Raw genomic sequence first — 25,125 nt, 5'->3', positions numbered from 1 at the left:
CTAAGTGGGATCCTATGAGCGAATCGAGGGCATAATTGCCCCGTTCTGGATCCTGAATCCAGGCAGCTACCATAGTATCCCAGATGCGTGCAGACCAGGGCGCTATACCCCAATGACGGGATACGGCATAATCGTACTTTGCATTATGGGCAACGATGGTCATGACAGGATCTAAAAGGATTTCTTCCAGCGCTTGTTTTGCCGCTGAGCCATCAATATGAGGGGCTATCCCCTGGTGGGCCATGACCGGAACATACCAGGCTGTTCCTGCTTGGATGGCAAGGGAAAAGCCCACCACCCGGGCATCCCATGGTTCAAGAGAATCGGTTTCGAAATCGAGGGCCAGCAGCTTCTGCTTGCGGGCCTGGTCCAGAATGTGGCGCAGCTCTGACAATTCGAGTACCGTTTTGTAACGGCCAGGGGCTTTCATTTCAGGAGCATTGAGAGATTCTACTTTAGTCTCGCCCTTGTCTCTATTTTCAGAGCTCAGTTCAGCGCTCATTTCGGCGCCTGCCTTCCCGCTGTGGGGGGCAGCAGTGGTCCCGGTAATGGTGCTTGTTTCTTGCGAAAGAGCGGAGCCAGTGTTGGCCGCCCCGTGAGCCGCTGCATTGGGATCCAGGCTGAGCGCTGCTTGCCGTATACCCTGGTCTAACAAGAAACGGGCCGCTGACCGGGTATCCAGCTTATGCAGGGAAAGGTCCTCCAGTGTATTGATGGGAAGAGGAACAGTACTGCACAGCTCTATGAGTGAACGGGAAAAAAAGGCCATTTCCCGTCCTTCCGCAAGTTTTTTCCCCACAGAGCCTTCGATGCTGGCGATATTTTTGTAAATTTCATCCAGCGAACCATAGCGAGCCATGAGTTTTTCCGCAGTTTTTTCCCCAATTCCTTTAACACCGGGGATGTTGTCTGAGCTGTCTCCTATGAGGGCAAGGATGTCCAACACTTTTGCGGGCGGGACACCCCATTCGGCCTTAACTTCGTCAGGTCCCACGAGTTCAAGGGAAATACCCTCCTGGGGGAGACTGTTCTTTCCAGGTCTGAGCTGATAAATCCCATTCCCAACAAGCTGGAGCAAATCTTTGTCAGACGAAATAGTGTAGCAGGCTCTGCCTTCCCGGCGGCACTGTTCCGCTATGGTGGCGATAATATCATCCGCTTCGTAGCCGGGAACCTGCAGGATCGGAACGTTAAGGAGTTCCAGAAATTGCTTTACCAGGGGAACCTGGGCATGGAGATCATCAGGGGCTTTCTGCCGTGTCGCCTTGTAGGCTTCGAACTTTTCGTGCCGGAAGGTAGGTCCCGGGGCGTCAAAGGCTACTGCAAGATGACTGGGCTTTACCCGATTGGGGCATACTTTGCCCTCCGTGTCTGCCAGGGGGGCTCCGTCATTGAGCAGACTGCTCATGGTCCGGGCAAAGCCGAATAGGGCAGATACATTTTCTCCCCTGCTGTTTCGCAGAGGCCGGCTTATAAAGGCAAAGTAAAACCGGTATATGAGTCCGTAGGCGTCAATGAGATAAATGGGCGATTTGTGATTGTTCATCCCTTAATGTCAACTAGCGAAGCGGCTCCGGAATTGTCATAAACGGAGCGCCGGGCGGCAAACGGGTTGTTTCTGAGGGTCTTAATTTCGCTGCGCAGCTTATCCATTCGTTCTGAAAGGAGATTCCGGTTCCGCTGGGATCGCTGTACAGCTTCGTTCTTTAACTCTTCCAGGGCCGCCTTTAGTTTTGGGACCTCTGTTTCCCGCTCAGGATAGCTGGCCCTATAGAGGTCTTCCAGTGGGTCTATTACTTTCTGTATTGCAAAAATATCGGAAACGATCTTTTCTTCCAGTTCAACATGGGAAAGGAGGGCATCCGTATCACCCTTTTCGATGACTTCCTTTTGCTTGTCCAGGACTACCAGGTATTCCTGGAAACGGTTCCGTTGTTCTACCAATAACTCCCGGAACCGTTTAAGAACCGCAACCCGATGGGCAAGTTCCTCCTCTGTTAACGTAAGTTGTTTCTGTCCAGATTCGGTGCTTGCCATCGGTATACCTCACCCTGCGATGTTGATTCCGGAAGAAGGATTTCCCCGGTGTTCTGCGGCGGTTTTTGCGACCACTTCCTGCCATGCTCCCCGCAATTCGTTCATCATGGTGCGGACAGCCTTAATGCGTTCCACGTCTTTTGCTAGGTTTGCCTCGAGCAGTTCACGGTTAAACCATGTGTACAGGGAGAACAGGTTCTTGGCAATGTCGCCGCCCTGTTCAAAGTCCAGAGAAACCATCAATTCGGTAATAATTTCCTGGGCTTTTACCAGAGCTTTGTTTATTGGTTCGATCCGGGATGGATCGGGTTTGCCCTTTTTATTTTGAGTTAAAAGTTCTATGCTGTGATCCATCTGTTTGACTGCTTCATCATAGAGCATAATGATGAGCTGTCCTTGGCTGGCGGTGCGAACCCTCGTTTCTCGGTAAGCAGATAGTGCATTAGGATAAGCCAAAGCGTTTCCCCTCCAAATATACACGGTGCTTCAAGCCTTTGCGTATTCTGTTGTCTTTCAAAGGTCTGATAGTTCTAGTATCGACCCTATAATACCCGAAGTAAATGCTTTTTTTAAGAGCTTGAGCCGCGAAAGCCAGCGGCTTTGATCTCAGCCGCCGAAAAAGTTGCTTTGTTGGACCGCGATTAGTATCAGCGATTGCATGCGGTTTTATTGAAATCGCGCACAACCGCAAGCAATTGTACTTTGTTAGTCAAAATGAAGCTCTGCAGCCCCTACGGGCCGAATGCGCAGCTGGGTAACTGCTTTCTCGCCGAAGGTCCCGGCCATCCACTCACGGTACAGGCCGACCGATTCTGTCGGGATATACACTTGGATAGTGCCGGCAAATCCGCCGCCGTGCACCCGGCATGCGCCGCGGCCCAGGCTCTGTATAAAGTCTCGGGTCATGGCTAACGCAAGGGCGGGGCCCTGTTCCCCTACGGACTTTACGGAAGTAACATTCTGCAAAAGTTCCCAGGATGAATTGCCAGACTCGTTCACAAGGCTGAGGAAGGTTTCCATAGCCTGCTGCCGCTCAGAAGTGTTCTGTGCTTCGTGATGGGCCTGTACTGCCCGAAGCATGGCATCCACCCGATCGTTTTCAGCAAAAAAATGCAGGGCCCGCAGTACGGCTCGGTCTCCGGCCTTTTGCCGCAGGGCGGGTATGGCCCCATAAAAGTCCTTTTTATCAACATCACGGAGGACCGCTTTGTCGAAGTGGGCTGCCACGGCCTTCATTTCGGCGGGAACCGCAGCGTATTCATCGGTCAGGTCAGCGTGGCTCCCGCCCGTATCGACCACACAGAGGGCATAGCCAGAGAGGCCTGGGTCAAAGGGAACCTGGGTTACGAGCGGGCGGGCCGGATCCTTAAAGTCGATGGCCACTGCGCCTCCTGAGGCGCAGGCAACCTGGTCCATGAGCCCGCAGGGCTTGCCAAAGTAAACATTTTCGGCACGCTGACCGATTTGGGCAATTTCTACGGCGCTGCGGTTCCCGCCGCCGTAGAGCCGGTCAAATATGGTGCCGAAGAGGACCTCTACTGCCGCGGAGGACGAAAGGCCCGAGCCGGACAGCACCGTGGAGGCCGCATTGGCGGTAAATCCGCGGATTGGCACCCCTCGGTTTTTAAATTCTGCGGCAATTCCCCGGACGAGGGCCTCTGTCGTGCCCTTTTCCTGCTCCTTTGGTTCGGTATCAGAGATATCTACCACCACATCGCTGTAGCCGGTGGACCTGAAAATAACCTTGTTGTCCTGTCGGGGGCTCACAAAGGCCAGGGCATCGAGCTGAATAGATGCGGCAAGTACTTTTCCATGGTTATGGTCCGTATGGTTGCCCCCCAGTTCGGTTCGGCCGGCGGCGGTAAATACATGGATGTTTCCTTCTGTTTCGGGAAAGGCCTGCAGCGTAGCTTCGAGCAATGTTCGGTAACGCCGCTGGGCTTCATCAACCTGGGATACTCCGTACAGTTCTGCAAGGCGGTCCCGGCTGCTTGCTTTGGAAAGACGCTGAAGCAGTTCGTGGCCTGTCATTGCTGCTGCTCCATATAGTGGACTTCTGAAAGGGAGCGCAGCCGTTCTGCGGCAGATTCGGGGGTAATATCCCGCTGGGGCATGGCGAGCAGTTCAAAGCCGACCATGAATTTCCGCACCGTGGCGCTTCGCAGGAGGGGCGGGAAATAATGAACATGGAAGTGCCATGCTGTATCCGCTTCGGTGTCCTGCACTGGTTTTGTGGGTTTCTGGTGGAAGCCCATGGAGTAGGGGAAGGAAGTAAGGAATAGGTTGTCGAAGCGGGTCCCCATCCGTTTCAGGGCATCCGCAAAATCGCTGACTTCCTTGTCGGTCATCTGGTCAATGGATGCAAAATGCCGCTTAGGCAGTACCATGACCTCATAGGGCCATACAGCCCAGAAGGGAACCAGGGCAACAAAGGAATCATTCTGGAAGATAATCCGTTCGTTCTTTTTAAGTTCTTGCTGTACATAATCGCAGAGGAGGCAGCTTCCATGCTCCTGTTTGTAAAGCCGCTGGCGGCTGTCTTCTTTGGCAGGCAGGTCAGGCAGGTGTTCGGTAGCCCAGATCTGACCGTGGGGGTGGGGGTTGGAGCAGCCCATGACGGACCCGCGGTTTTCAAATATTTGCACATAGGAGATGTGGGGATCCGAGCCGAGGGTTTTATATTTTTCCTGCCATACGCGGACTACCTTTTCTATCGAAGCAAGGTCCATGCGGGGCAGGGTCAGGTCATGCCGAGGAGAAAAACAAAGTACCTCGCAGCGGCCCCGTTCTGTTACGGCTTGGAATAGGCCATTGGCTTCGTTCATTGATTCTTGCGGAGCTTCGGGAAGCAGAGCGGCAAAATCGTTGGGAAAAGTAAAGACTCCGTCATATTTTGGATTTTTTACGCCCCCGGCCCGTTCGTTTCCGGGGCATAGATAGCAGGTTTCATCATATTCAGGCAGCTTATCAATGGTTGGTTTTTCTACCTGTCCCTGCCAGGGCCGTTTTGTACGGTGGGGCGAAACCAAAACCCATTCGCCTGCCAAGGGATTGTAACGACGTTGTGGATAGTCCGCTAAGTGCATCATAATATGCTCCATTAAAAGGGTTTGAAAAGGTACCTCGATGGTACCATAGATTTGTGATGGAATGAAGATCACTTCGCAAGTGACAAGAATACTGATTTTTCTTTATAATTAACAGCATGTGGGATTATTTTGCACCTCAGGAAATAACCTGGTATGAGTGGCGGCTCGATGGGGGCCGCGCCTTTTTGCGTAAGAACGGTGAAGAATGGCGGCTTGCCTTTCTTTCTGGATCCTTTCTTGATCTAAACCCTGACGCGGGAGGGCCTGAACCGGTGGAACACCCTGGACAGTCTCCGGTGTCTTTTGCGGTCAGCAGAGGTGAAAAAGTAGCCCTCAGGCCCTATTATGCAAACCGGCCGTATCTTATTACAGTCCGGAACGAAATTAAACTGCTCCCAGGGGCAGAGGCTCGTTTTTCTGTAGCTCTACCACCACTTCTCCGGTTTGAGTTGGAAGATGGAACCGTATTAGCGGAAAAACAGCATTTTAATCTTTCGCCAACCTGGTTTGGGGACAAGACATCGGGAGACCTCTGCCTTTCCTTGCCGCTGATGCTGGATCCCCAATGCAAGGGAGAAGTCCCTACCAAAGAAGGTTCCGATGGCAATACGGGGATTGATATAAAATCCGCTGCATCGGCATGTAAATCCCTTATCCATTGCGACATCATCGTCCGTAATGTCTCCAAGAACGAACTGGATCTTAAACGATTTGCTATCTATACAGACCTGATGAACATTTATGAGCAGGATGGCTTCCTGACCGGTGATACGGTACTGATCGATACAACCGCTGATGGGGGCTTGAGAATGAGTGTAGATTCAGGCGCTCATCGTAATAGAAAAAAGGTCCATACGGGGAACCGGTCGGGTTTGAGTGAACTGTTAGTCCGGCGGGGCATGAATTTTCTGAAATCTATTACCGGCATGTAGGAGCCATGTATGAATACGGAACTTGTTTTTTCTAATATTTTACATTTTCTATCTCAATTTACCTCGGCGGATTTTTACAATAAGGTTCTCGGTACCAGCATCGCTATTGTTCTCGTATTGCTGGTTTTTAGTATTACGCGCAGGGTTGTTGGCAAAATGATTTCCTCCGCTGTATCAGAACAGCGTGTTTTTGTGATTAAAAAGATTATCCGGTATACGGGCTATGTCGTCGCGGTAATGACCCTCTTTAATGCCCTGGGCGTAGACTTGAGCGCTCTTTTAGGCGCTGCAGGTATTGCGGGTATCGCGGTCGGTTTTGCGGCTCAAACCTCGGTATCTAATGTCATTTCCGGCCTGTTTTTAATTTCAGAAAAACCATTTCTGGTTGGAGATGTTATTGAAGTAGGAAATGTGAGTGGTGTGGTTCAATCTATTGATTTTCTTTCTGTAAAAATACAAACCTTCGACAACCGGTATATTCGTATACCGAACGAAACGCTCATCAAAACAAACGTGACCAATATTACCCGCTTTCCTATTCGGCGGCTCGATATATGGGTAACTGTGGGCTATACAGCTGACTTAGAGCATGTACGCACCATTTTGCTGGATGTGGCTGCTAAAAATCCCTATGTTCTGGATAATCCCGAACCTCTTATCGTCTTTGATAAATTTGACAGTTCTGGTATCAACATTTTGGTCGGCTTATGGTTCGAGAAATCTGAATTCCTCAACTTAAAAAACTCCATTATGATCGATATTCACCGTCGTTTTGTCCAGGAAGGAATTGAAATTCCCTATCCCAAGCTGGATGTGTATATGAAACAGCCCATAGCATAAGGGAAGAGTAATAACTGCAGTACTTAAGAACGTGTAAAAGCTGTTTTTTATCATTCAAGATAGCCTCCGGAGGGAAAAAGAGGTATTTTAATACAAGGAGTGTTGTATTAATGAATAATGAGCAGAAACGCAAAACGGTGAGACGGCCCAAAAAGGGGTCCCCTAAAAAGAACTTTAATTTCCCCTTCGGAGGCAGCCCCGATCCGGTGCCGGGCAATAGCCCCTTTGGCAATTGGCAGTGGCGTTTTTCTTTAGGTTATGTGGTCGTGCTCATTGTATTGATGAGCCTCTTTAATTATGTATTCCTTAATAATGTAAATCCAACCATAGATTTTTCTGAGTTTAAAGCAAAAATCGCCTCCGGTGAAATTAAGCGGGTAGAGTTGGATTCTAACTATTACACGGGCTACACCAGCGAAAAAAAACAGTCTCCGGATCTACTTACCAGAAAGTATGCTCCGCCAGAAGCGGCATACCGGACTGTGCCTATTTACGATCCGGAACTGATTAAATTGATGGACGAAAAAAAGGTCAGCTACTATGCGGTCTCTAAGGAAGGCACCGCCGTTCTGGATTTTATTTTTAGCTGGGTTCTTCCCTTCGCGTTTTTCTTCTTTATCTGGCGGCTTCTTATCCGCCGGATGGGCAACATGGGAAACAACGTCCTGTCTATTGGCCAAAACCGAGCGGTCATTGTAGCCGAAGGAGACGTAGTTACCCGCTTTTCTGATGTGGCCGGTGTGGACGAGGCCAAGGAAGAGCTGGTCGAAGTGGTAGACTTCCTGAAAAACCCACGGAAGTATACGGAAATTGGGGGTAAAATACCCAAGGGCGTGCTTCTAGTCGGTCCTCCGGGGACCGGCAAGACCCTGCTTGCCCGGGCAGTGGCCGGAGAAGCGGGGGTTCCCTTCTTTAAGATGAGCGGCGCTGATTTTGTGGAGATGTTTGTCGGCGTGGGCGCTGCACGGGTGCGGGATCTCTTTAAGCAGGCCCGGGAAAAAGCTCCCTGTATTATTTTTATTGATGAACTTGATGCGATAGGCAAAAGCCGTATCACCGGTGCTATCGGCGGCAATGACGAGCGGGAGCAGACCCTAAACCAGCTCCTTGTGGAAATGGACGGCTTTGATGCCACAAGCGGGCTCATAATACTGGCGGCCACCAACCGGCCCGATGTATTGGATCCGGCCCTGCTCCGGCCCGGACGGTTTGACCGGCAGGTATTGGTGGACCGGCCCGACCTGGCAGGGCGGGAAGCGATTCTTAAAATCCATGCGCGGACGGTAAAGCTTTCTCCCGAAGTGGATTTAAGCAAGGTGGCCCGCAAAACATCAGGCTTTGCCGGTGCGGATTTAGCGAATATAGTAAACGAGGCCGCCCTGCTTGCGGTGCGGGCCGGTCGAAAAATGGTTGAACAGCAGGATTTTGATGAAGCCATTGAAAAAACCGTAGCGGGCCTCCAGAAAAAGAACCGAGCTATTAATGAAGAGGAACGGACTATTGTGGCCTACCACGAAACGGGCCATGCGTTGGTGGCCGCCTTCACAAAGGGTTCCGATCCGGTTCAGAAAATTTCTATTGTCCCCCGCGGTTTTGGGGCCCTTGGCTATACCCTTCAGATGCCTGTAGAAGACCGGTATCTGATGACCGAAGAAGAACTGTTAGGTAAAATTGATGTGCTTCTTGGGGGCCGGGCTGCTGAGGATGTGGTGTTCGGTAAAATTTCTACTGGAGCAGCCAATGACCTTACCAAGGCGACCGACATTGCCCGCAGGATGATTACCGACTATGGTATGAGTCCCCGGTTCCGTCATGTGGCGCTGACCCAGCGGGGAGCTTCCATGCTTGGTCCTTCTGCCGCCGATCCGGTCATGCACCGGGAATATTCTGAGTCGACTCAGCAGTATATAGATGAGGAAATTGCCCGGATAGTAAACGAGCGCTACCTTAAGGTGAAGACCTTACTTGCAGAAAAAAGGCCCTTGCTGGAAACCATTTCCCAGCATCTTTTGGAAAAGGAAACCTTGGAAGAACAGGAATTCAAGGCCCTCTTGTCGGCTAGTTGACGGAAAAGGCGGCTCGTCCTATGCTTAACCTATGGTATTAAATAGAGCCGCCCGGAAGGAGGCGGAACTCCGCTTAGGCCAGATCCGCCGGTCCGTCAGTATCCATGTTTTTACCCATCGGTTCGAAGACAGCCTGTCCCGAGAAGTGAGGCAGCTGGCGGAGGAATTGGCTGAGCTTTCCAGCCGGGTCTCCGTAGAAATCAGCGATGCCACAGAAAGCGGCGATTTGCTCCGAAAATTCAGACTGGATACGATTCCAGCCCTGGTGCTGACTACCAAAGATGCCCCCGAGGTGCGCCTATATGGGCTCCCTTTGGTCTACAGCTTTGATATTTTACTGGATATAGTAACTGGTCTCGGATCACTGGCAGAAGCAAAACCGGAACTCCTTTCCTATATGCAGAACCATGCAGGCCAGGCTTCGCGTTCTCTGGTTACTATCGATCTCCTCGTATCACGCTATCAGAATACCTCTATAGAAGCTGCTGCCGCCCTCTGGCGGATCATTAAGGCCGAAAAGGCTGGTCTTGGTACGGAGCATATTATCGGTTCAATCAGGATCGTCGAAGATTTTCCCAACTGGGTGCATCGTTCAGATGCACGGCAGCTGCCTTGCCTATTTATTGATTCGAGTATCACAATCCCCTGGCCCTTTACCGACGAGCTTATTGCAGAAAAAGCCCTCTTCGGTCATAAATAAGGCCGGAGGAATACATGTTAAACAGCAAACAACGGAGCTATCTTTCCGGCCTTGCATCTACCCTACAGCCCACCGTTATGATTGGAAAAGAAGGCCTTTCCGAAGGTGTGGTGCGAGCTGTGGAGGCGGAACTCCAGAATAGGGAGCTGGTAAAACTAAGATTTATTGCATCCAAAGAAGACCGCCGCGCATTGTCTGAGCATATTGCTGAAGCCCTCGGTGCTGAACTGGTGCGGGTTATCGGTAATGTGGCAATATTTTATAAACAGTCCGATGATCCTGAAAAAAAGTCCATCAATCTGCCCTTATAGCCGCTGATACCAAGGCCCTGCCTTTAGTCTCTTGCGCTTTGAAGCCCTAACGGATACTATGTAAGCCTACATTATTCAAACGAGGTACAAGCTGTGAGACGAGTGTCCACCTTTGTGTTTGCGGTATTTGTGGGATTGGTGAGTGTATTTGCCGTCCATGGTCAGGAAATTTTAACAGCTGATAAATATTTGTCTCTGGTTGCTGAAGTGTATGGCACAGTCAAGGATTACAGCGCCAAAATTGTGGTAAGCGCCGGAAAGACCGATATGTTCGGCACCATCATTTATAAAAATCCCAATCTTGTCAGAATAGATTTCACAAAGCCTGAGGAACAGGTTATTGCTTATAATGGAGACACGCTGACCGTATACCTCCCCGAATATCGGGCCGTATTAAGCCAGACAACCTCCAAAAATAACAGCGCCTCCGGGGCTGCCCTTGCTTCGGCCCAGGGACTTGGATTGCTCCGCAAAAACTACAATAGTGCATACACTATCGGGCCGGATCCGGTACCGCTGGATCAGGGCTCTGCGGAGCTGGTGATAAAGCTTACTCTTACCCGCCGCAGTGTCTCGGAAGGTTTTAGGGAACTTAAACTCAGCATCGATCCGGAAACAAAATTGATTCGCCGCATCGAAGGAACCACCCTTGCCGGCGACTTAATCGTTTTTAATTTTACGGAAATAAAACTGAACCAGGGTATCGGCGAATCCCGTTTCGCCTATGATTCTCCTGCTTCGGCAAACGTATATAATAATTTTCTTTTTAAGGATGCGGAATAATAGGGGAGGCGTCTGTGGAATCGATTGGAGAAAAATTACGGTCTGCTCGAGAAGCAAAGGGCATAACCTTTGATCAAATATATAGAGATACAAACATTCCTAAAAAATACCTGGAAGCTTTGGAAGCTGAAGACTTTGCCCAATTCCCTGGAGATACCTACTTGTTAGGTTTTATGAGAAGTTATGGTGATTACCTGGGGCTCGATACTAAAGAACTCGTTGCCATGTACAAGGCAATTCAGATTCAGGAGCAGCCGGTTCCCATGGAGCAATTGCTGCGGGATCCAAAGCCCACAAATCGCTGGCTCCTGTTTGCTGGAGCTGGCGCGGCGGTGGTAGTTATTGGAGTGGTGCTCTTCTTTGTTTTAAGACCCAAGCCAGGTGTAACCGCAACGGAACAGAATGTACGTAAACCTGTAGAATATGTGCTTTCCTCTGGAACACTGGAAAAACGCTATTATCTATCAGATGTGGCAATTGTGCAGCTTGGTGCTCAAAAATATAGGATAGAAGTGAGCCAGATTACCGACCGGGTTATTCTGACTAGTCCTGCAGGAGAAAGCTCGGTAGAACTTGGTCAGGAAATTCCCCTGGATGTCAATGCCGACGGCCGCGCGGATGTTAAAATATTTGTAGCTGACCTTGTAAAAAATAAGAGCGACAAGGGGGTCTTGTTGCGGATGTCCTTGGAGGCAGCAGCAGTTGCGTCGGCTGCTAGCACTGGTACCGCTGCGGCGAATGAGCAGTCTGCTGCGGCAAGCCCTGCAAGCGCCGCGGGTGCGGCGGGCGCTGCGGGCGCTGCGGGCGCTGCAGGCGCTGTGGCTACCCCAATTGCGGAGCCCACTGCGGCAAATCCGGCCCCTGCCAATGCGCCGGTTCTTCTGTCTTCTCCCAACCCCTATCCCTTTACCCTGCAAGCTACCTTTAAGGGCAATTGCCTCCTGCGCTGGGAAAGCGATCGGAAAGACCGGGATGAACGATATTTCCAGAAGGCCGATATTTTAAATGTGCAAGCCCAGAACGGCATACGGCTCTGGCTCTCCAACGCCAGCGCTGTCAAATTCCAGGTCATTGGCGGCGGGAAAACCGTGGATGTAGAAATAGGATCTCCCGGCGAAGTCGTGGTCACGGATCTCAAATGGGTCAAGGATGATGATGGTCGTTATAAACTAACCACGGTACGGCTCGATTGATGAAGCGACGGTTTTATCTAGACCCCCACGGATGTGCGAAAAATCAAGTCGACGGTGAAGTTATTATGTCGGTGCTGGAGCATGCCGGCTGGGAGTCCAGCGCTGATTCGGATACGGCGGATCTCATTATCGTTAATTCTTGCGGTTTTATAGAAAGCGCTAAAAAGGAATCGATAGAGGCGGTCCTTTCGTACCGCCAGCTCTATCCAGGCAAAAGAATACTGCTTGCCGGCTGTCTAGCCCAGCGATATGCTGAAGAGCTTGCGGCGGAACTAAAGGAAGCGGATGCCCTCTTTGGCAACACCGATTTGTCCCGCATTACTGAAGCAGCGGATCTGGCCATGGCCGCAGCCCATACCGCCCTGGTTCCTCCTTTGGACCCCACGGGCAAAACCGATTTTGCCCGCTGTTCCGACGACCGTCCCCTGCTTTCTCTTCCTGGTTCTGCCTATGTAAAGATAACCGAAGGCTGCGATAACCGCTGCACCTATTGCGCTATACCCCTTATCCGGGGCAACCTGCGGAGCCGGAGCATCGATTCGATCGTGGCTGAATGTTCTGGCCTTATTCAGCGGGGTGTGAAAGAACTTTGTCTTATTGGTCAGGATCTTGGCTCCTATGGAAAAGATGGCGCCGCAGGATCCTTTGATGCAGGCCATTGCAGGCTTTCAGAACTTTTAGCTGCCCTTTCAGAGCTTCCGGGGAACTTTTGGATTCGGCTCCTGTACATTCACCCAGACCATTTCCCCTATAACATTCTCCCCCTCATGCAGCGCGACCCCCGCATCCTTCCTTATTTTGATCTTCCCTTCCAGCATGCTTCAGCGAAGATCCTCAGATTGATGAACCGACGGGGGGATAGTGAAACCTATTTTGCCTTGCTTGCGGCCATCCGAGATGCACTGCCTGAGGCAACTATACGTTCCACCTTTTTGGTCGGTTTTCCCGGAGAAACCGATGAAGATATGGAAACTCTTTTGAACTTCCAGCAGAAAGCCCAGCTTGATTGGCTTGGTGTGTTTACCTATTCACGGGAAGAAAACACCCCTGCCTATGACATGAAGGGGCGGCCCTCCAAAAAAGTAGCCGAGTCCCGGAAGCAACGAATAGAGGCCGCCCAGATCCCGATAACCGAGGCCAAAATGGACCGCTTTGTCGGTAAAACCCTGCCGGTCCTTGTGGAAGAGCGAATTGAAAATGAAGAGGGCCTCTACCTGGGCCGTACGGTCTGCCAGGCTCCAGAAGTAGATGGGGCCACGGTGCTTAGTTCTGATACGGATCTGAAACTCGGTTCTATTGTGTTTGCTAAAATATTTTCACGGGCAGGTTTTGACCTGGACGCAGCGTATCGACATACTCTGTAAGAGGATTCTGTATGGAAAACTACCTTTCCGTCCTAAATCCTGAACAACGGCAGTCTGTGTTGCATTGGGGAAACCCCCTGCTTATCCTTGCCGGTGCGGGCTCGGGAAAAACCAGGGTCATTACCACTAAGATTGCCTATCTTGTGCGGGAACGGGGCGTTGACCCCCGGTCAATCCTCGCGGTTACCTTTACCAACAAGGCAGCCCGCGAAATGGCCGAACGAGCCCAGGCCATCGATGGCCGGGCTGCCGATGCGATGATACGGACCTTCCACTCATTTGGAGCCTGGTTCCTGAGGCGGAACGGATCCCTCCTTGGTTTGGAAAGCAACTTTGTTATTTACGATGATGATGATACGGTGACCCTGCTTGCGAGCCTAATGCCCGAAAAACCAAGATCAGAAGCCGCAAAGGCAGCCCATCTTATAGCTCGGGCAAAGGATTATTTTCTTAGCCCCGAAGACCCAGAACTTGACCTTATAGATCACCGGCCGCAGTTCAGAAAACTATATAGCCAGTATGAAGCAAAACTTCGTTCAATTGGAAATGTAGATTTTGGAGACCTGATTAAAAAACCGGTGGAAATTCTCCGCACTTTCCCGGAGGTAAAAAAAAGGTTTCAGGAACGGTTCCAGGTCATTCTGGTTGATGAATATCAGGATTCCAATGTGGCCCAGTTTGAGCTGCTTAAGGAGCTTTTTACCCCAGAGACTTATCTCTGTGTGGTTGGGGACGATGACCAGTCAATTTATCGGTTCCGCGGAGCGGAGGTCCGCAATATTTTAGAGTTTCCCGACCGTTTTGCCGGCACCGATATCATACGGCTGGAACGAAATTATCGTTCTACAGCGCCCATATTGGCTGTGGCAGGCACGGTGGTGGACAATAACCGGGGCCGACTCGGAAAGAAGCTGCAGGCTGAACGGGGAGACGGCAAGCCGCCAACCCTGGTGTTCCTGCCTGACCAGGAGACGGAAGCTTCGTTTTGTGCAGAACTGATACAAAAATCTATGCAAAAACAAGGCGGCTCCTATGCCGATTGGGCCATCCTGTATCGGACCAACGCCCAATCACTGACCTTTGAAACCGAATTTTTACGCCGGCATATTCCCTATAAAGTCGTTGGTTCCTTAAAATTCTACGAACGGGAAGAGGTTAAGGATGCTCTGGCCTTATTATCTTTTATGGTTAATCCCCGGGACGAGATTGCCTTTAAGCGGGTTGTTAATAAGCCAAGCCGGGGGCTTGGAGAGGCAAGCGTAGATAAAATATTGCAAGAATCGGCCAGAGGCTCAGCTTTACAGCGCGGAAATCTTGTGGCTGCCTCCCAGTTGGTGCTGCCAGAACTGTCCAAAAAAGCTCAGACTGGCTTAAAAAACTTTTTATCCATACTGGAACAGGGAACACAGCTGCTCTCCCCAGAACAGCCACGGCCGCTATCAAATACTGTATCCGGCAATCGGCTGCGCGCCGGCGATGGCCTTTCTGTCCTGATAGTGTATCTCATGGAAGCAAGCGGCCTTGCAGAATACCACGCCACCGAGGATGAAATCGCCGGCACCCAACGGCTTTCTAACCTTCAGGAACTAGCCAACGCAGCGAGCCTGTATCCCTCTACCGCAGAAGGGCTTGCCGAATTCCTTGAACATATCGAACTGGACCGTTCTATGGAAAGCGGCGAGGATTTAAGCGATGCAGTGACCCTGATCACCGTTCACAACACTAAGGGCCTAGAATTCCGAAAGGTTATCATTACCGGTCTGGAACAGGGTGTTTTCCCCCGGGAAGATAAGGAAGATGAGGACCTGGAAGAAGAACGGCGGCTCTTTTATGTGGGGGTAACCCGGGCCATGGACGAACTCTATCTAACAACTTGCGCCATGCGCCGAATGTACGGGCGAACGAATATGAATCAGCCCTCCCGTTTTTTATTAGAAGTCCCTTTGGAGTATGTTAAAACCCTGGGAACAGTCCCGCGAACCTTTGTTCAAAGGCAGCCTCTGGGAGGGACCCCTGCCGCGAGATCCGCTTCGCTTGCCAGAAACAGAGACCGAGTATCCCGCACTTCCAGCGATGGCCGCTGGCAGCTCGGTTCCGCCCTTTTTCACGACGATTATGGGTACGGACAGGTGGTCGGTATTTCGGAAGGTCCTGAGGGCCCCCTTATCGAAGCCAGGTTTGAAACTGGAAAACAGGTCCGTTTCTTAAGCAAGTATCAAAGTGAACGTTTTATGAGGATAGATCGGGATGGACTATGAACTGCTCAAGTTAGTCGAACCAATTCGCAGGGCCCGGGGGGACTTTTTATATACCTATCGTGGAACCAGGCTCGTTGATCTTTGGAAGCAGGGCGGGCGAGCCATATTAGGCCACGGTAAAAGCCAGGAGCTTACCTGTCTTAAAAACACCCTTTCTCGAGGGGTGTGGATGCCCGCCCCTCACCCGGGGATGCGGCACCTGGAAAAAGCCATCGGTGCGCTTTTCCCGGGGAAAACTGTTCGGGTTTACCGGGGCTTACATCGGGCTTTGCATCATATAGGTTGTGAGCTTAAGCAGCCGGTACGGCGAGAAGATATTGGCGATCCTGCCAATCCCTGGCTTTTTTCAAATTCTGGGAATCCAGCCGCTGACCGGTCCTCACCGCTTGTACTCTGGCGGCCCTGGGGTCTAGCTATTCATCAATATGAAACAGAAATAATTGTACCCTTACTCCCTGTTGCCTGGCCAGAGGAAATTGCGGCGGTTCTGCTCCCCGATTCTGCAGACCCGTATTTCCCGCCTAGTGAACTTGTTTCGCCGGTACTCGCCGAATATGCCCAACGGGCGCTGTACGACCTTAAGAGGGCCTTAGAAACCTTGGCGCTCCCTCAGCTGCCTAAAACGATGAGGGCCCTTGAGAAGTCTTCAATCTGGAAGGGCTCGGGCCTCTATTGGTTTCTCCGTCCGGATCTCGGTGGCGATGCCTACAAGCAGCTTTTTCTGCAGTTCCTCGAAGCTGGCTTTCTGCTGCCTCCCGATTTGTCGGATCCGCTGATACTGCCCTGGCAGCTCAGTCCGGGGCTCGATGTAAAACTCGGCAAGCTCTTGTCTTTTGCCGGTGAAGCATAGATACTATAACTATGGATACGGGCCAGCTTATTTTTATCGTGAGCCGTCTTTTCTTGGGTGCCCTGGCATCGTTTTTTGCGATCATGCTGTGGTCTAAAATCCGGGATATTCCGTGGATGCTTATGGTTATTGGAACCATTGCTGCCTATGCGGAGACGGTATATTCAATTTTAAAGAATCTGGGAATTACCGAAGGTTTTGAGCCAAAAATTGGTTCCGTACCAGTTGCGGCCATCATATTGCCAAACCTGCCTACAATCTTTTATAGTATAGCGTTCCTTATTATGATCATCAGAAAGACACGGCGCCGATAGGATGCCGGATTAAAAAGCTGGAGGTTACCGTATGATAGCATTAATCGTAGGTCTTGTCGCAATTGCCTTTGCTGTAGTGGCGGTCATTCCTGTGGGCTTGAATTGGTGGCAGGATGTACTCTTATTTTTGCGCGGTTCTGTTCCCGTCATGGCTGTCCTCATTGGACTTTTAGCTGTTTTTATCGGTATTGCGGATATTAAGGACCAAATAGAGGCTAAAAAGGAAGAAGCTGAAGAAAAGGCTAAAAACGCTTCCTCTGAAGAATCTAAGTAAGAGACACTCATAGAAGCGCGGCTTGGTTTTGCTTATCTTGACATAGATTCCATATTATGGGATTATTCGACATTGCCCCGTATACAGGACTATCCGCACGATGCCCAAGCTGGGTAGTCTTATAAATCCGTGGTTGGAAAACCCTTTTTAAAGGTATGATATGAAGACTGTGTTCGTAAAACCCGCTGAGGCGGAACGCAAATGGTATGTAATCGATGCGGAAGGCAAGGTACTTGGCCGTGTAGCTGCCAAGGTTGCATCGATTCTCCGAGGTAAAGAAAAAGCAATATATGCACCTCATCAAGAAGTTGGTGATTATGTGGTTGTTATCAATGCCGATAAGATCGTCGTAACCGGCAGGAAGGCAACTCAGAAGATGTATTACCGTCACACCGGTTATGTGGGCGGTATGAAGTCCACCAACTTTGAAAGTCTTATTGCAAAGCATCCCGCTGATCCGCTGGAGCTGGCAATAAAGGGTATGCTTCCTAAGGGTCCTCTGGGACGGAAGTTGTTTAAGAATGTAAAGGTTTATGCGGGTGCCAATCATCCCCATGCGGCCCAGAATCCGCAGGTTATTGAACTGTAAGCGAGAGGTAGCAAGGTGATTAAGAATCTCGGTATTGGAACCGGAAGAAGAAAGACTGCCGTAGCCCGGGTTTTTGTTCGGGACGGAAGCGGAAAAATTGTGGTTAACGGCAAAGAACTGAACCAGTATTTTACCCTTAACGAACACGCCATGATGGTTCGTCAGCCGCTTATGGTTACTTCGAGCGAAAACAAGTTCGACATACTGATCAACGTGTACGGCGGCGGCCCGAACGGACAGGCTGGTGCCTGCCGGCATGGTCTTGCCCGGGCTTTGTGCCAGGTCGATCATACCAACTATACCGCATTGCGGGCTAATGGATACCTTACCCGGGATCCGAGAATGGTCGAACGCAAAAAGTATGGTCAGGCTGGTGCTCGCCGGCGCTTCCAGTTCTCCAAGCGTTAATTTTACTTTTGCAGCATGACGGTACTTTCCGTCAAGACAGGAGCCGATTCGGATATACTCAAAATTGGGTTGTCCGACGGCTCTTTGTTTTTTATACGCCTCAGCTATTTACCTGCAGTCTTGGCATCTAAAATAGCCTCTTGGATCTCTTTGTCTGCCAACATCCCTATCGAGATTTCGGAAGAAGAATATCAGGCGTTAGAGAGCTCTGCAGAATGTCTCAGGGCTGAACGAAAGGCCCTCCAACTCATTGGCCGGGCAGAACAATCCCATCAGGGGCTTATGCTAAAATTAGAACAACGAGGTCATTCTGAACCGGTTGTTCGCAGGGTCCTTGACCGTCTTACAGACTTGGACCTAATTAATGATCGCCGTTTCGCAGAGGCCTGGATACATACCCAGCTTGGTATATCCAGCACTAAAAGTAACATGCAGCTTGTTTCTGGGCTCGTTAAAAGGGGCCTCGATGCCCGAACCGCTAGTTCTGTGGTAAATGAATTGTATCCAGCCAACTGTGAAGCCACGGCAATTCCCCGTTATATAAAGAAAAAACGCCTTGACCTCGGCAGTATGGATCGATTTGAAATCATGCAGACCTTACGAAAAGCAGGCTTTTCTCAACAGGCTATTCGACAGTATCTAGAAAAAGACATATACAAATAGGACAAAATATGGTAAAATTTAATATCTATAACATTGACTATATGGATTTTATAGATATAATTTAGAAATTGAAGCTATTTTAAAACTTAGGTAGTTTTAAAATAGCTTCTTTAAAATACGCGATTAGGCGCAGTGGTTGCAACGCAACCGCAAGCAATCGCAAAGCCAATTTCAAAACCTGAAGAGTAGTTATAGACTTTTGAAATTGGCACAATTGGATGTAATGGAGTGCTTTTGTAAGAGCAACCTTGAAATCCGCGATTAGGCGCAGCGGCAGCGATAAATCTGCCCGCAATAATCGAACGAGGAAGCTGTTATGGCAAAAAATGGTCGTAAAATCCGCATATTTTCCGCTCTTGAAGTTGCCAATATCTGCGGTGTAGTTAATCAGACTGCAATTAATTGGATTCGCAATGGGTATCTTAAGGCCTTTACCACCCCGGGTGGTCAATATAGGGTTTATGCAGAGGATTTAAAAACCTTTCTGGAAGAACGGGGTATGCGGATTCCTGATGAGTTAAATGAACTTATGCAGGATGAAGTAGAATGGAAGGCCATTCTTATTGTGGATGATGATAAGGATCTTAATGATTTATTAAGAAGATACTTGGAAAAGAAGCTTCCAGACTACACGGTACACCAAGCCTATGACGGTTTCGAAGCGGGAAAGGCCCTTTCTGACATTCGACCCGGTTTTATTTTCCTCGATATCGATCTCCCCGGGGTTGATGGACATAAATTGTGCAAAAAAATTAAAGAAGATCCGGCCTTTGGTAAGCCTTTTATCATCGCCATGACAGGCCTGGATATTCCCGAAGAAAAGCGGGCAATTTTAGACGAAGGGGCCGATGCCTTTTTTGGAAAACCCCTCGATTTTGAATCGATTATCAATACGGTAAAGGATCTTTTATCCAAGATCTCTGTAGGTATCCATGAGTAATTCTGATTTTATCGTACTTTTAGTTGAAGATGATGATGACATTCGTCTGTCCCTGAGGGATTATCTCAAAGCCAAGGGCTTTACGGTGCTCGTATCCTCCGATGGAGTTGGGGCTATTAAAATACTATTGGATACAAAGGTTGATGTCATTGTATCGGACTACCGGATGGATATATTTGGCGGTGATTACTGGATCCGATTCTTAAATACCTTTTGTTCTAACCTTGATGTTATTATTACCTCTGGTTACTTAAAGCCCGATTTTAAAATAACTTACCCGGTGGTGTACAAACCCTTTGATTATGCCGAAATGGCTGCCATGCTTGCAGAAATAAGGGATAAAAAGCAGCGAGGCTAGTTCTATGCCTTCTGAAGCGGTTGAATGCCAGATTTTTGGTATTGTTCAAGGCGTTGGATTTCGGTATTCCGCTCAAGCTCAGGCTGGCCGGTTTGGACTAGTAGGGTGGGTAAAAAACTGCGCTGATGGCTCAGTAGAGCTTTATGCAGAAGGGGAGCCCGCTCAATTACAGCAATTTGTGCAATGGCTGCATAAGGGACCTCCTGGTGCCCGTGTTGAGCGTGTACACGTGCGAAAGGTTATGCCACAAGGCTCCTTTCGGCGTTTTGCGATAGAACGGGATTTTTAGAGTTTTGAAAGTGCCTCAGTATTGACAGAAAAATGGTTTTTTAGGTATAGTGCTGCTACATTCTGCCCCCTGGAGCGGCCGTCGTATAACGGTATTACCCGAGCTTCCCAAGCTCGTGACGCGGGTTCGACTCCCGTCGGCCGCTCCAGGGGGCAGCGTTTTATGACGGGTACTCCAGGTTCTCCGTGAGGGGCTTTTTGAGCACATCCAGAAAGCGGAGCGCCTCATACCGTGCCATATCCAGGTTATGATCCCGCCAGTTCCCGCATTCCGCCGCCTGAGCACCCGGAATTTCATCAATATAAGAAGCAATCCACTCGTACATTTCGGTGATAAGGCTCAGTATATCTAAAGACGATAGGTTTCCTTCGAAGAGGGCATAAAAACCGGTTCTGCAGCCCATGGGGCCGAAGTAGACGACCCGGTTTCCCCACTGGGGATGGGACCGGAGGAAGGTTGCCCCCAGGTGCTCAATGGTGTGAGATGCGGGTACGTCGAGTACGGGCTCCCGGTTGGGTTCTTTCATGCGGATGTCGATGGTGGTGATAATCGTGTCGCCAAAACGGTCTTTGCGGGACACAAAGACGCCCCGCTTCATTTTAGTGTGGTCCACGGTAAAACTGGCAATTTTTTCCATTGCGGGTCTCCTTATGCTAAAGCTGAAGCATGAGCTCCATGACGATTTCGCTTGAATGGCGGGAAGCTATGGGAAGAAATTCATCAAACTTAAGTGGTGATTCTTCCCCGGCGATGTCCGAGAGGGCCCTGAGTACCAAAAAGGGTGTAGAAAAAAGGGTGCAGCAGTGGGCTATGGCTGCTCCTTCCATTTCGACGGCCTTTACCTGGGGGAAGGTTTTCCGGAGCTGTATAATCTTTTCTGGCTCATGCATAAAGATGTCTCCTGATGCGATGATTCCCTTTTGGTAACTGAGGCTATCGGGCAGGCGGCCCCGTTCTTTAAGGGTTTGTAACGCCTGTTCTGCCTTGCTTTGCAGGCCGCCGTCGGCTGCGAAAATTTGGGGGTGTCCGGGGAGCTGCCCCGGGAGATAGCCGAAGGCGGTCACATCCACGTCGTGATAGAGGAGCCCCTCTGAAATGACCACATCGCCGAAGTGCAGGCCCGCTGCGATACCCCCTGCGGACCCCGTGTTGATAATACATTGGGGCTTAAAATGCTGCAGCAAGAGGGCGCAGCCGACGGCGGCCTGTACCTTACCGATACCGCATTGGAGCAGGACCGTTTCTTTATCCTGTATGCGGCCTGTATAAAATGTAAAAGACCCGATACGTGTCTCTCTGAGGTCCTTCATGGCAGAACGCAGAAGCTCTACCTCCGCTTCCATTGCTCCTATAATTCCTATCACGCTGGGCTCCTTTCTGGCTGTCATTGTAGCAAAAAAACAGGCTCCCTGGCGAGGGGTTGCGTTACGAATGGCCGTGTGGCGAGGGGGAGCCCCTGATGAGGTGATTTATCTGAGAAATGCCACCGCGTGATGAAGTGAGGCCCCCTCTGAACCGGGGGCTTTATTGATGGGTGATGCCTGATCCGTTAGTGAACCAGCGAACGACGCCGACTTTATTTTTCTTTGTATTGTATATCATGCCGCCGTTCCAATATTCCAGGGCTGCAATAAGGCTGTTACCGCCGTCATCCGCCTCACTGTGGGGACCGCGGTAGCTTGCCATACTGAGAAAGGTATCGAAGTCTTCGCGGTACAGGGCTTCCTGCCGTTTACGGTAATATTCGTTCCACTCTTCAAGGTTAGTAAATCCTTCGCCTTCATCTTCTACAATGAAGCGGACCCGTTTGCGAAGGTCGTACCACACCTTGAGCTTTTTTGTTGGATCCTTTTTGTTCCCGTGTTTTATTCCGTTTTTAATAATTTCAGAAAGCTGCTGTTCCAAGAGGTTCCCTTCCATGAATTCTTCGGGACAGTCTTTAAGAACGAGAGCAGTATATTCCCGGATCCGTTGGTAGTCACTGGGGAATTCAATATACCGCATGCCCTGGGCATCGAAGAGCTCGTTATGTTCATCAACAATGAGCTTCCGTACTATAAGCTGTTTCATGAACGGGTCTCCTGTTTCTGATGCGGCGGGGCCGCTTCCGTGATGATGGGCAGAATGTTTGCCATGGAAAGGACCCTTCGCGGAGTTCCCTGGATACCCGAAAAGGTTATTTTAATGCCCTTTGTTTTAGCGGCCTGCATGGTTCGAATAATGGTGCCCACTCCAGAACTATCGAGGTAATTGACTCGGGAGCAGTCAATATGCAGGTGCGAAATATTCTGCTGCAGAATTTCCTGAGTCTTTTTAAGTAAATCCGCCGCGGAATAGAGATCCACGTCTCCGCTGATCGCCAGTGAATACCAGCCATGGTTCTTGTCTATCATATCCATAGTTTCCATGGCTGTAATTAAAAGTACTACTGTCAAAAAACTATCAAAGAAATGTGAGAAAACCGTAAAAAAAGATAAGTCTAATATTCTTTTAACAATGATATGCGAATCTGGTTATGCTATGAAAACTTTAGAAGCTAGGGAAACAATTCTTTCCCAAACCAATCCACAGAGACGCTACTCCAACTCAATTTTAAATATTGCAAAATATCTGTGGTATGCGCCGGCATCGGTCAAGGTCCTTGATCTGACTGATGAATTGCAGCTACACCCAGAGATTGCGGTCTTCGCGGTGGTAGACAGGGCAGGACGGTACCTTGGAATTGTTGAACGGGAGGCCCTATTTTCTTTGGTTGGTAAGCCCTTCGGCCGGGAAGTTCTGCAGCGGAGTCTAATAAAAGAATTGCTTACCCATGTCTCACCCTTTGACGGACGGCAAAATTCTTTAACCGTAGCCCAGCAGATTCACCGAAAGGACGAAGAGAATTCTAAAGTTACAAGCGATACGGGAGAGATAGGAAAACCCAATAAATATTATCCCCTTGTTGATGAAAACGGTATTTTTCAGGGGATATTTTCCCTGTATGATTTGAACGAATATCTTGCTACCATTACCAGAAATGATATAGAGCTGGCCGGCAGGATACAGGAACGGCTTTTGTCCACCACAAAGATTGAGGGAAGCCGTTATTCTGTTGTTGGCTGGTCCCGATCCGCAAAAGGGGTGGGCGGGGATTTTTATTTTATGCAGGAAATTCAAAATGGAATGCTCTTTGCTACCCTCTGTGATGTTTCGGGAAAGGGCGTTTCTGCATCCCTCATTGTTTCTATGCTTTGGGGTATGCTGCGGACCTATGATTTTAGGCGGGGCCTGAGGGACCTTATTGTGACCATTAATAAAGCTATTGTATCGACCTTCCATATGGAAAAATACCTCACCGGCTTTTTTATGATCTTTGATCCAGAGCATTCAAAATTGCTGTGCGCCGATATGGGGCATTCCCATGTGTATTTAATCCGGAATAGGCATATACGGCCTATTAAGGGCCGTTTGCTCAATATACCTATCGGAATAGAAGGAGATGTGTCGCCCTCTCTTATGGGACTTCAGCTGCAGCAGGGAGACCGGCTTTTTGTGTATACCGACGGTATTACTGAGCAGATTAATGGGGTGGGGGAAGAATTCGGAGAAGAACGGCTTAAGAAACTGCTGCTATCCTTGTCGGGAGATGGCCAACTGCTTACTGAGCGTTTAGCTGAGCAGATCGATCTGTTTAGAGAAGGGGTGCCACAACAGGACGATATGTCGTTTTTATTATTTAATTTTGAGATTTGATTTAAGCTGCTGGGTCTTATAGAGGAGTCCTGCTCCCCATACGGTTGTGCGGTTGCGTCCCCGTGCTTTTGACTGGTACAGTGCTTCATCGGCCCGTTTTACCAGTTCTTCCGGTTCGAGTTGTTCTGTCCCGTCAAACAGTGCAACTCCGAGACTAATGGTTACCTGTGGCAGCGGCTGATCCCAATGAACATGCATTGCTTGAGCCGCATTCCTTAGCCGTTCAGCTACCACCCAGGCTGAGGCTCGGTTTGTTTCGGGTAATAATACGGTAAATTCTTCCCCGCCGAAACGGGAAGGAATATCCTGGCTCCGCAGGTTTTTCTGGATTGTCCGGGCCAGTTCTTCCAGCACCGCGTCTCCTGCAAGATGCCCGTAGGTATCGTTAAATGCTTTAAATTTATCCACATCGATAATGATAAGCGCAAATTGCTGATTGATACGGTAAGAACGGGCTATTTCTTCCCTGAGCCGAATCATAAAAAAACCATGATTAAAGAGGCTTGTTTTTCCGTCCCGTACCGAATATTGATAGTGGATAAAATTCTGAATAGCCAGGCTGGTAAATGACATGAGTTTATCAAGGAAGGACAGTTCCTGCAGCGAATATTGTTCTTCCAGCAGCTTGGAACCCACGAGGATCATTCCGTAGAGTCCCGAAGGCCCAAGTATTGGAATTACCACCTCGGGGCTGTATTCTTTCATGTCATCGGTTAGCTGCGGATTGTTGAGCTGGTATTCAAGCAAATCAAAGCTGATAGGCTGGGAATATTGTTTAAAAAAGGCCTCGAAGGGGCATAAATCTTCAATTTTTAAATTAAGATCAAAATTCTTAAAATTTTTATACCCCCGGACTACTACATCCTTATGGGTACTCGACGGCTTCCAAAGGAAAATAAGAAAAGAGGGGAGAAAGCGGTCTGAAATCTCTTTTACTGTACTCTCTAAAATATCATCGATAGATGTACAATGCAGTATTTTTTTTGCCGAACTGATGAGGGCTTCGCCGTTTCGGATCTGTGTTTTCAGGGTGTCGATGTACTGGAAAACCCCGAGCTCCTGGAGGAGATTGTACTGGCTTAATACCTTGGGGTTGCTCAGGAATTCATCTGTATCCTGCATAACGGCCTTC

29 protein-coding genes and 1 tRNA gene are annotated in these 25,125 nt (G+C 49.6%); 20 read left to right on the top strand and 10 right to left on the bottom strand.

The annotated features are described in order from the left end of the window. From Q7P68_RS09455 to Q7P68_RS09435, 5 genes are all read right to left on the bottom strand, one after another. The coding region (locus tag Q7P68_RS09455) for a 5'-3' exonuclease H3TH domain-containing protein (protein WP_304225065.1) at positions 1-1,546 on the bottom strand (1,546 nt) is incomplete at its 3' end. Further along, the gene (flgN, locus tag Q7P68_RS09450) at positions 1,543-2,037 is read right to left on the bottom strand and encodes a flagellar export chaperone FlgN (RefSeq protein ID WP_304225063.1); all 495 of its coding nucleotides are present in this window, start codon (positions 2,035-2,037) and stop codon (positions 1,543-1,545) included. The genes flgN and Q7P68_RS09455, both read right to left, overlap by 4 nt. Before the next feature lie 9 nt (positions 2,038-2,046). Beyond that, positions 2,047-2,493: a flagellar export chaperone FliS gene (gene fliS, locus Q7P68_RS09445; protein WP_304225061.1), complete on the bottom strand. Its 447-nt coding sequence runs from the start codon at positions 2,491-2,493 to the stop codon at positions 2,047-2,049. Between the two features lie 249 nt (positions 2,494-2,742). Beyond that, a complete protein-coding gene (locus tag Q7P68_RS09440) occupies positions 2,743-4,068 on the bottom strand; it encodes a galactokinase (RefSeq protein ID WP_304225059.1) in 1,326 nt (441 codons plus the stop codon). Further along, positions 4,065-5,126, bottom strand: coding sequence for a UDP-glucose--hexose-1-phosphate uridylyltransferase (locus tag Q7P68_RS09435; protein ID WP_304225057.1), 1,062 nt, complete (start codon positions 5,124-5,126; stop codon positions 4,065-4,067). Before Q7P68_RS09435 ends, Q7P68_RS09440 begins: the two co-directional genes overlap by 4 nt. A gap of 116 nt (positions 5,127-5,242) precedes the next feature. Here Q7P68_RS09435 and Q7P68_RS09430 point away from each other — a divergent pair, with 116 nt between their 5' ends. The 19 genes from Q7P68_RS09430 to Q7P68_RS09340 all read left to right on the top strand — a co-directional run bounded on the left by Q7P68_RS09430 (position 5,243) and on the right by Q7P68_RS09340 (position 20,406). After that, complete coding sequence (locus Q7P68_RS09430) at positions 5,243-6,058, top strand: hypothetical protein (protein ID WP_304225055.1); 816 nt, start codon at positions 5,243-5,245, stop codon at positions 6,056-6,058. Positions 6,059-6,067: 9 nt separating this feature from the next. Beyond that, the gene (locus Q7P68_RS09425; protein ID WP_304225053.1) at positions 6,068-6,898 is read left to right on the top strand and encodes a mechanosensitive ion channel family protein; all 831 of its coding nucleotides are present in this window, start codon (positions 6,068-6,070) and stop codon (positions 6,896-6,898) included. A 110-nt stretch (positions 6,899-7,008) separates the two neighbouring features. Continuing rightward, positions 7,009-8,964 carry an ATP-dependent zinc metalloprotease FtsH gene (gene ftsH / locus Q7P68_RS09420; RefSeq protein ID WP_304225051.1) on the top strand — a complete coding sequence of 652 codons (1,956 nt, stop codon included), beginning with the start codon at positions 7,009-7,011 and terminating at the stop codon, positions 8,962-8,964. 31 nt (positions 8,965-8,995) lie between these two features. Continuing rightward, the gene (locus tag Q7P68_RS09415) at positions 8,996-9,664 is read left to right on the top strand and encodes a thioredoxin domain-containing protein (RefSeq protein WP_304225049.1); all 669 of its coding nucleotides are present in this window, start codon (positions 8,996-8,998) and stop codon (positions 9,662-9,664) included. A 14-nt stretch (positions 9,665-9,678) separates the two neighbouring features. Next, positions 9,679-9,975 (top strand): YhbY family RNA-binding protein, encoded by a 297-nt coding sequence (locus tag Q7P68_RS09410; RefSeq protein ID WP_304225047.1) that lies wholly within the window; start codon positions 9,679-9,681, stop codon positions 9,973-9,975. Positions 9,976-10,068: 93 nt separating this feature from the next. Further along, the gene (locus Q7P68_RS09405) at positions 10,069-10,758 is read left to right on the top strand and encodes a LolA family protein (RefSeq protein WP_304225046.1); all 690 of its coding nucleotides are present in this window, start codon (positions 10,069-10,071) and stop codon (positions 10,756-10,758) included. 14 nt (positions 10,759-10,772) lie between these two features. Beyond that, positions 10,773-11,951 (top strand): helix-turn-helix domain-containing protein, encoded by a 1,179-nt coding sequence (locus tag Q7P68_RS09400; RefSeq protein WP_304225044.1) that lies wholly within the window; start codon positions 10,773-10,775, stop codon positions 11,949-11,951. Then, positions 11,951-13,315, top strand: a complete 1,365-nt coding sequence (gene rimO, locus Q7P68_RS09395; protein WP_304225042.1) for a 30S ribosomal protein S12 methylthiotransferase RimO — start codon at positions 11,951-11,953, stop codon at positions 13,313-13,315. Before Q7P68_RS09400 ends, rimO begins: the two co-directional genes overlap by 1 nt. An 11-nt stretch (positions 13,316-13,326) precedes the next feature. After that, a complete protein-coding gene (locus tag Q7P68_RS09390; protein ID WP_304225041.1) occupies positions 13,327-15,573 on the top strand; it encodes an ATP-dependent helicase in 2,247 nt (748 codons plus the stop codon). After that, positions 15,563-16,423, top strand: coding sequence for a hypothetical protein (locus Q7P68_RS09385; protein WP_304225039.1), 861 nt, complete (start codon positions 15,563-15,565; stop codon positions 16,421-16,423). Before Q7P68_RS09390 ends, Q7P68_RS09385 begins: the two co-directional genes overlap by 11 nt. An 11-nt stretch (positions 16,424-16,434) precedes the next feature. Further along, positions 16,435-16,737: a hypothetical protein gene (locus Q7P68_RS09380; RefSeq protein WP_304225037.1), complete on the top strand. Its 303-nt coding sequence runs from the start codon at positions 16,435-16,437 to the stop codon at positions 16,735-16,737. A 31-nt stretch (positions 16,738-16,768) separates the two neighbouring features. Then, entirely contained in the window at positions 16,769-17,011 is a 243-nt protein-coding gene (locus Q7P68_RS09375; protein ID WP_304225035.1) for a hypothetical protein, read from the top strand. A gap of 160 nt (positions 17,012-17,171) precedes the next feature. Further along, entirely contained in the window at positions 17,172-17,600 is a 429-nt protein-coding gene (gene rplM, locus Q7P68_RS09370) for a 50S ribosomal protein L13 (protein ID WP_304225033.1), read from the top strand. Positions 17,601-17,615: 15 nt separating this feature from the next. Next, a complete protein-coding gene (rpsI, locus tag Q7P68_RS09365) occupies positions 17,616-18,008 on the top strand; it encodes a 30S ribosomal protein S9 (protein ID WP_304225032.1) in 393 nt (130 codons plus the stop codon). Positions 18,009-18,023: 15 nt separating this feature from the next. Then, a complete protein-coding gene (locus tag Q7P68_RS09360; protein ID WP_304225030.1) occupies positions 18,024-18,671 on the top strand; it encodes a regulatory protein RecX in 648 nt (215 codons plus the stop codon). 316 nt (positions 18,672-18,987) lie between these two features. After that, positions 18,988-19,611: a response regulator gene (locus Q7P68_RS09355; RefSeq protein WP_304225028.1), complete on the top strand. Its 624-nt coding sequence runs from the start codon at positions 18,988-18,990 to the stop codon at positions 19,609-19,611. Further along, positions 19,604-19,969: a response regulator gene (locus tag Q7P68_RS09350; RefSeq protein WP_304225026.1), complete on the top strand. Its 366-nt coding sequence runs from the start codon at positions 19,604-19,606 to the stop codon at positions 19,967-19,969. Before Q7P68_RS09355 ends, Q7P68_RS09350 begins: the two co-directional genes overlap by 8 nt. Before the next feature lie 4 nt (positions 19,970-19,973). After that, complete coding sequence (gene yccX / locus Q7P68_RS09345; RefSeq protein WP_304225024.1) at positions 19,974-20,258, top strand: acylphosphatase; 285 nt, start codon at positions 19,974-19,976, stop codon at positions 20,256-20,258. Between the two features lie 74 nt (positions 20,259-20,332). Next, positions 20,333-20,406, top strand: a tRNA-Gly gene (locus Q7P68_RS09340). A 12-nt stretch (positions 20,407-20,418) separates the two neighbouring features. Here Q7P68_RS09340 and Q7P68_RS09335 read toward each other — a convergent pair. The 4 genes from Q7P68_RS09335 to Q7P68_RS09320 form a co-directional block, all read right to left on the bottom strand. Beyond that, entirely contained in the window at positions 20,419-20,895 is a 477-nt protein-coding gene (locus tag Q7P68_RS09335) for an S-ribosylhomocysteine lyase (protein ID WP_304225022.1), read from the bottom strand. A 16-nt stretch (positions 20,896-20,911) separates the two neighbouring features. Then, on the bottom strand, positions 20,912-21,622 hold the full coding sequence (locus Q7P68_RS09330; RefSeq protein ID WP_304225021.1) for a 5'-methylthioadenosine/adenosylhomocysteine nucleosidase: 711 nt from the start codon (positions 21,620-21,622) through the stop codon (positions 20,912-20,914). Positions 21,623-21,782: 160 nt separating this feature from the next. After that, positions 21,783-22,328 carry an ATP-binding protein gene (locus Q7P68_RS09325; RefSeq protein WP_304225019.1) on the bottom strand — a complete coding sequence of 182 codons (546 nt, stop codon included), beginning with the start codon at positions 22,326-22,328 and terminating at the stop codon, positions 21,783-21,785. After that, entirely contained in the window at positions 22,325-22,666 is a 342-nt protein-coding gene (locus tag Q7P68_RS09320) for an STAS domain-containing protein (protein WP_304225018.1), read from the bottom strand. The genes Q7P68_RS09325 and Q7P68_RS09320 overlap by 4 nt, the downstream gene beginning before the upstream one ends. A gap of 112 nt (positions 22,667-22,778) precedes the next feature. On the opposite strand from Q7P68_RS09320, the gene Q7P68_RS09315 reads away from it, so the two are divergent. Beyond that, positions 22,779-23,993: a SpoIIE family protein phosphatase gene (locus tag Q7P68_RS09315; protein ID WP_304225016.1), complete on the top strand. Its 1,215-nt coding sequence runs from the start codon at positions 22,779-22,781 to the stop codon at positions 23,991-23,993. On the opposite strand, the gene Q7P68_RS09310 is transcribed toward Q7P68_RS09315, so the two are convergent. Next, the gene (locus Q7P68_RS09310; RefSeq protein ID WP_304225014.1) at positions 23,973-25,115 is read right to left on the bottom strand and encodes a GGDEF domain-containing protein; all 1,143 of its coding nucleotides are present in this window, start codon (positions 25,113-25,115) and stop codon (positions 23,973-23,975) included. The two genes, Q7P68_RS09315 and Q7P68_RS09310, sit on opposite strands and share 21 nt — an antisense overlap. Between the last annotated feature and the right edge of the window lie 10 nt (positions 25,116-25,125).

The sequence above is a fragment of the Gracilinema caldarium genome, from assembly GCF_029265695.1.
GTDB classification, from domain to species: domain Bacteria; phylum Spirochaetota; class Spirochaetia; order Treponematales; family Breznakiellaceae; genus Gracilinema; species Gracilinema caldarium_A.
Note: the sequence above shows the minus strand (reverse complement) of the source record. Positions and strands in the feature narration are given on the sequence as shown.

Bases quoted from the DNA above. Each gene is read 5' to 3' on its own strand.
- flgN (WP_304225063.1), bottom strand. From the start codon at position 2,037: ATGGCAAGCACCGAATCTGGACAGAAACAACTTACGTTAACAGAGGAG.
- Q7P68_RS09440 (WP_304225059.1), bottom strand. From the start codon at position 4,068: ATGACAGGCCACGAACTGCTTCAGCGTCTTTCCAAAGCAAGCAGCCGG.
- Q7P68_RS09435 (WP_304225057.1), bottom strand. From the start codon at position 5,126: ATGATGCACTTAGCGGACTATCCACAACGTCGTTACAATCCCTTGGCA.
- Q7P68_RS09430 (WP_304225055.1), top strand. From the start codon at position 5,243: ATGTGGGATTATTTTGCACCTCAGGAAATAACCTGGTATGAGTGGCGG.
- Q7P68_RS09425 (WP_304225053.1), top strand. From the start codon at position 6,068: ATGAATACGGAACTTGTTTTTTCTAATATTTTACATTTTCTATCTCAA.
- ftsH (WP_304225051.1), top strand. From the start codon at position 7,009: ATGAATAATGAGCAGAAACGCAAAACGGTGAGACGGCCCAAAAAGGGG.
- Q7P68_RS09415 (WP_304225049.1), top strand. From the start codon at position 8,996: ATGGTATTAAATAGAGCCGCCCGGAAGGAGGCGGAACTCCGCTTAGGC.
- Q7P68_RS09410 (WP_304225047.1), top strand. From the start codon at position 9,679: ATGTTAAACAGCAAACAACGGAGCTATCTTTCCGGCCTTGCATCTACC.
- rimO (WP_304225042.1), top strand. From the start codon at position 11,951: ATGAAGCGACGGTTTTATCTAGACCCCCACGGATGTGCGAAAAATCAA.
- Q7P68_RS09390 (WP_304225041.1), top strand. From the start codon at position 13,327: ATGGAAAACTACCTTTCCGTCCTAAATCCTGAACAACGGCAGTCTGTG.
- Q7P68_RS09385 (WP_304225039.1), top strand. From the start codon at position 15,563: ATGGACTATGAACTGCTCAAGTTAGTCGAACCAATTCGCAGGGCCCGG.
- Q7P68_RS09380 (WP_304225037.1), top strand. From the start codon at position 16,435: ATGGATACGGGCCAGCTTATTTTTATCGTGAGCCGTCTTTTCTTGGGT.
- Q7P68_RS09375 (WP_304225035.1), top strand. From the start codon at position 16,769: ATGATAGCATTAATCGTAGGTCTTGTCGCAATTGCCTTTGCTGTAGTG.
- rplM (WP_304225033.1), top strand. From the start codon at position 17,172: ATGAAGACTGTGTTCGTAAAACCCGCTGAGGCGGAACGCAAATGGTAT.
- Q7P68_RS09360 (WP_304225030.1), top strand. From the start codon at position 18,024: ATGACGGTACTTTCCGTCAAGACAGGAGCCGATTCGGATATACTCAAA.
- Q7P68_RS09355 (WP_304225028.1), top strand. From the start codon at position 18,988: ATGGCAAAAAATGGTCGTAAAATCCGCATATTTTCCGCTCTTGAAGTT.
- Q7P68_RS09350 (WP_304225026.1), top strand. From the start codon at position 19,604: ATGAGTAATTCTGATTTTATCGTACTTTTAGTTGAAGATGATGATGAC.
- yccX (WP_304225024.1), top strand. From the start codon at position 19,974: ATGCCTTCTGAAGCGGTTGAATGCCAGATTTTTGGTATTGTTCAAGGC.
- Q7P68_RS09335 (WP_304225022.1), bottom strand. From the start codon at position 20,895: ATGGAAAAAATTGCCAGTTTTACCGTGGACCACACTAAAATGAAGCGG.
- Q7P68_RS09325 (WP_304225019.1), bottom strand. From the start codon at position 22,328: ATGAAACAGCTTATAGTACGGAAGCTCATTGTTGATGAACATAACGAG.
- Q7P68_RS09320 (WP_304225018.1), bottom strand. From the start codon at position 22,666: ATGGAAACTATGGATATGATAGACAAGAACCATGGCTGGTATTCACTG.
- Q7P68_RS09315 (WP_304225016.1), top strand. From the start codon at position 22,779: ATGAAAACTTTAGAAGCTAGGGAAACAATTCTTTCCCAAACCAATCCA.
- Q7P68_RS09310 (WP_304225014.1), bottom strand. From the start codon at position 25,115: ATGCAGGATACAGATGAATTCCTGAGCAACCCCAAGGTATTAAGCCAG.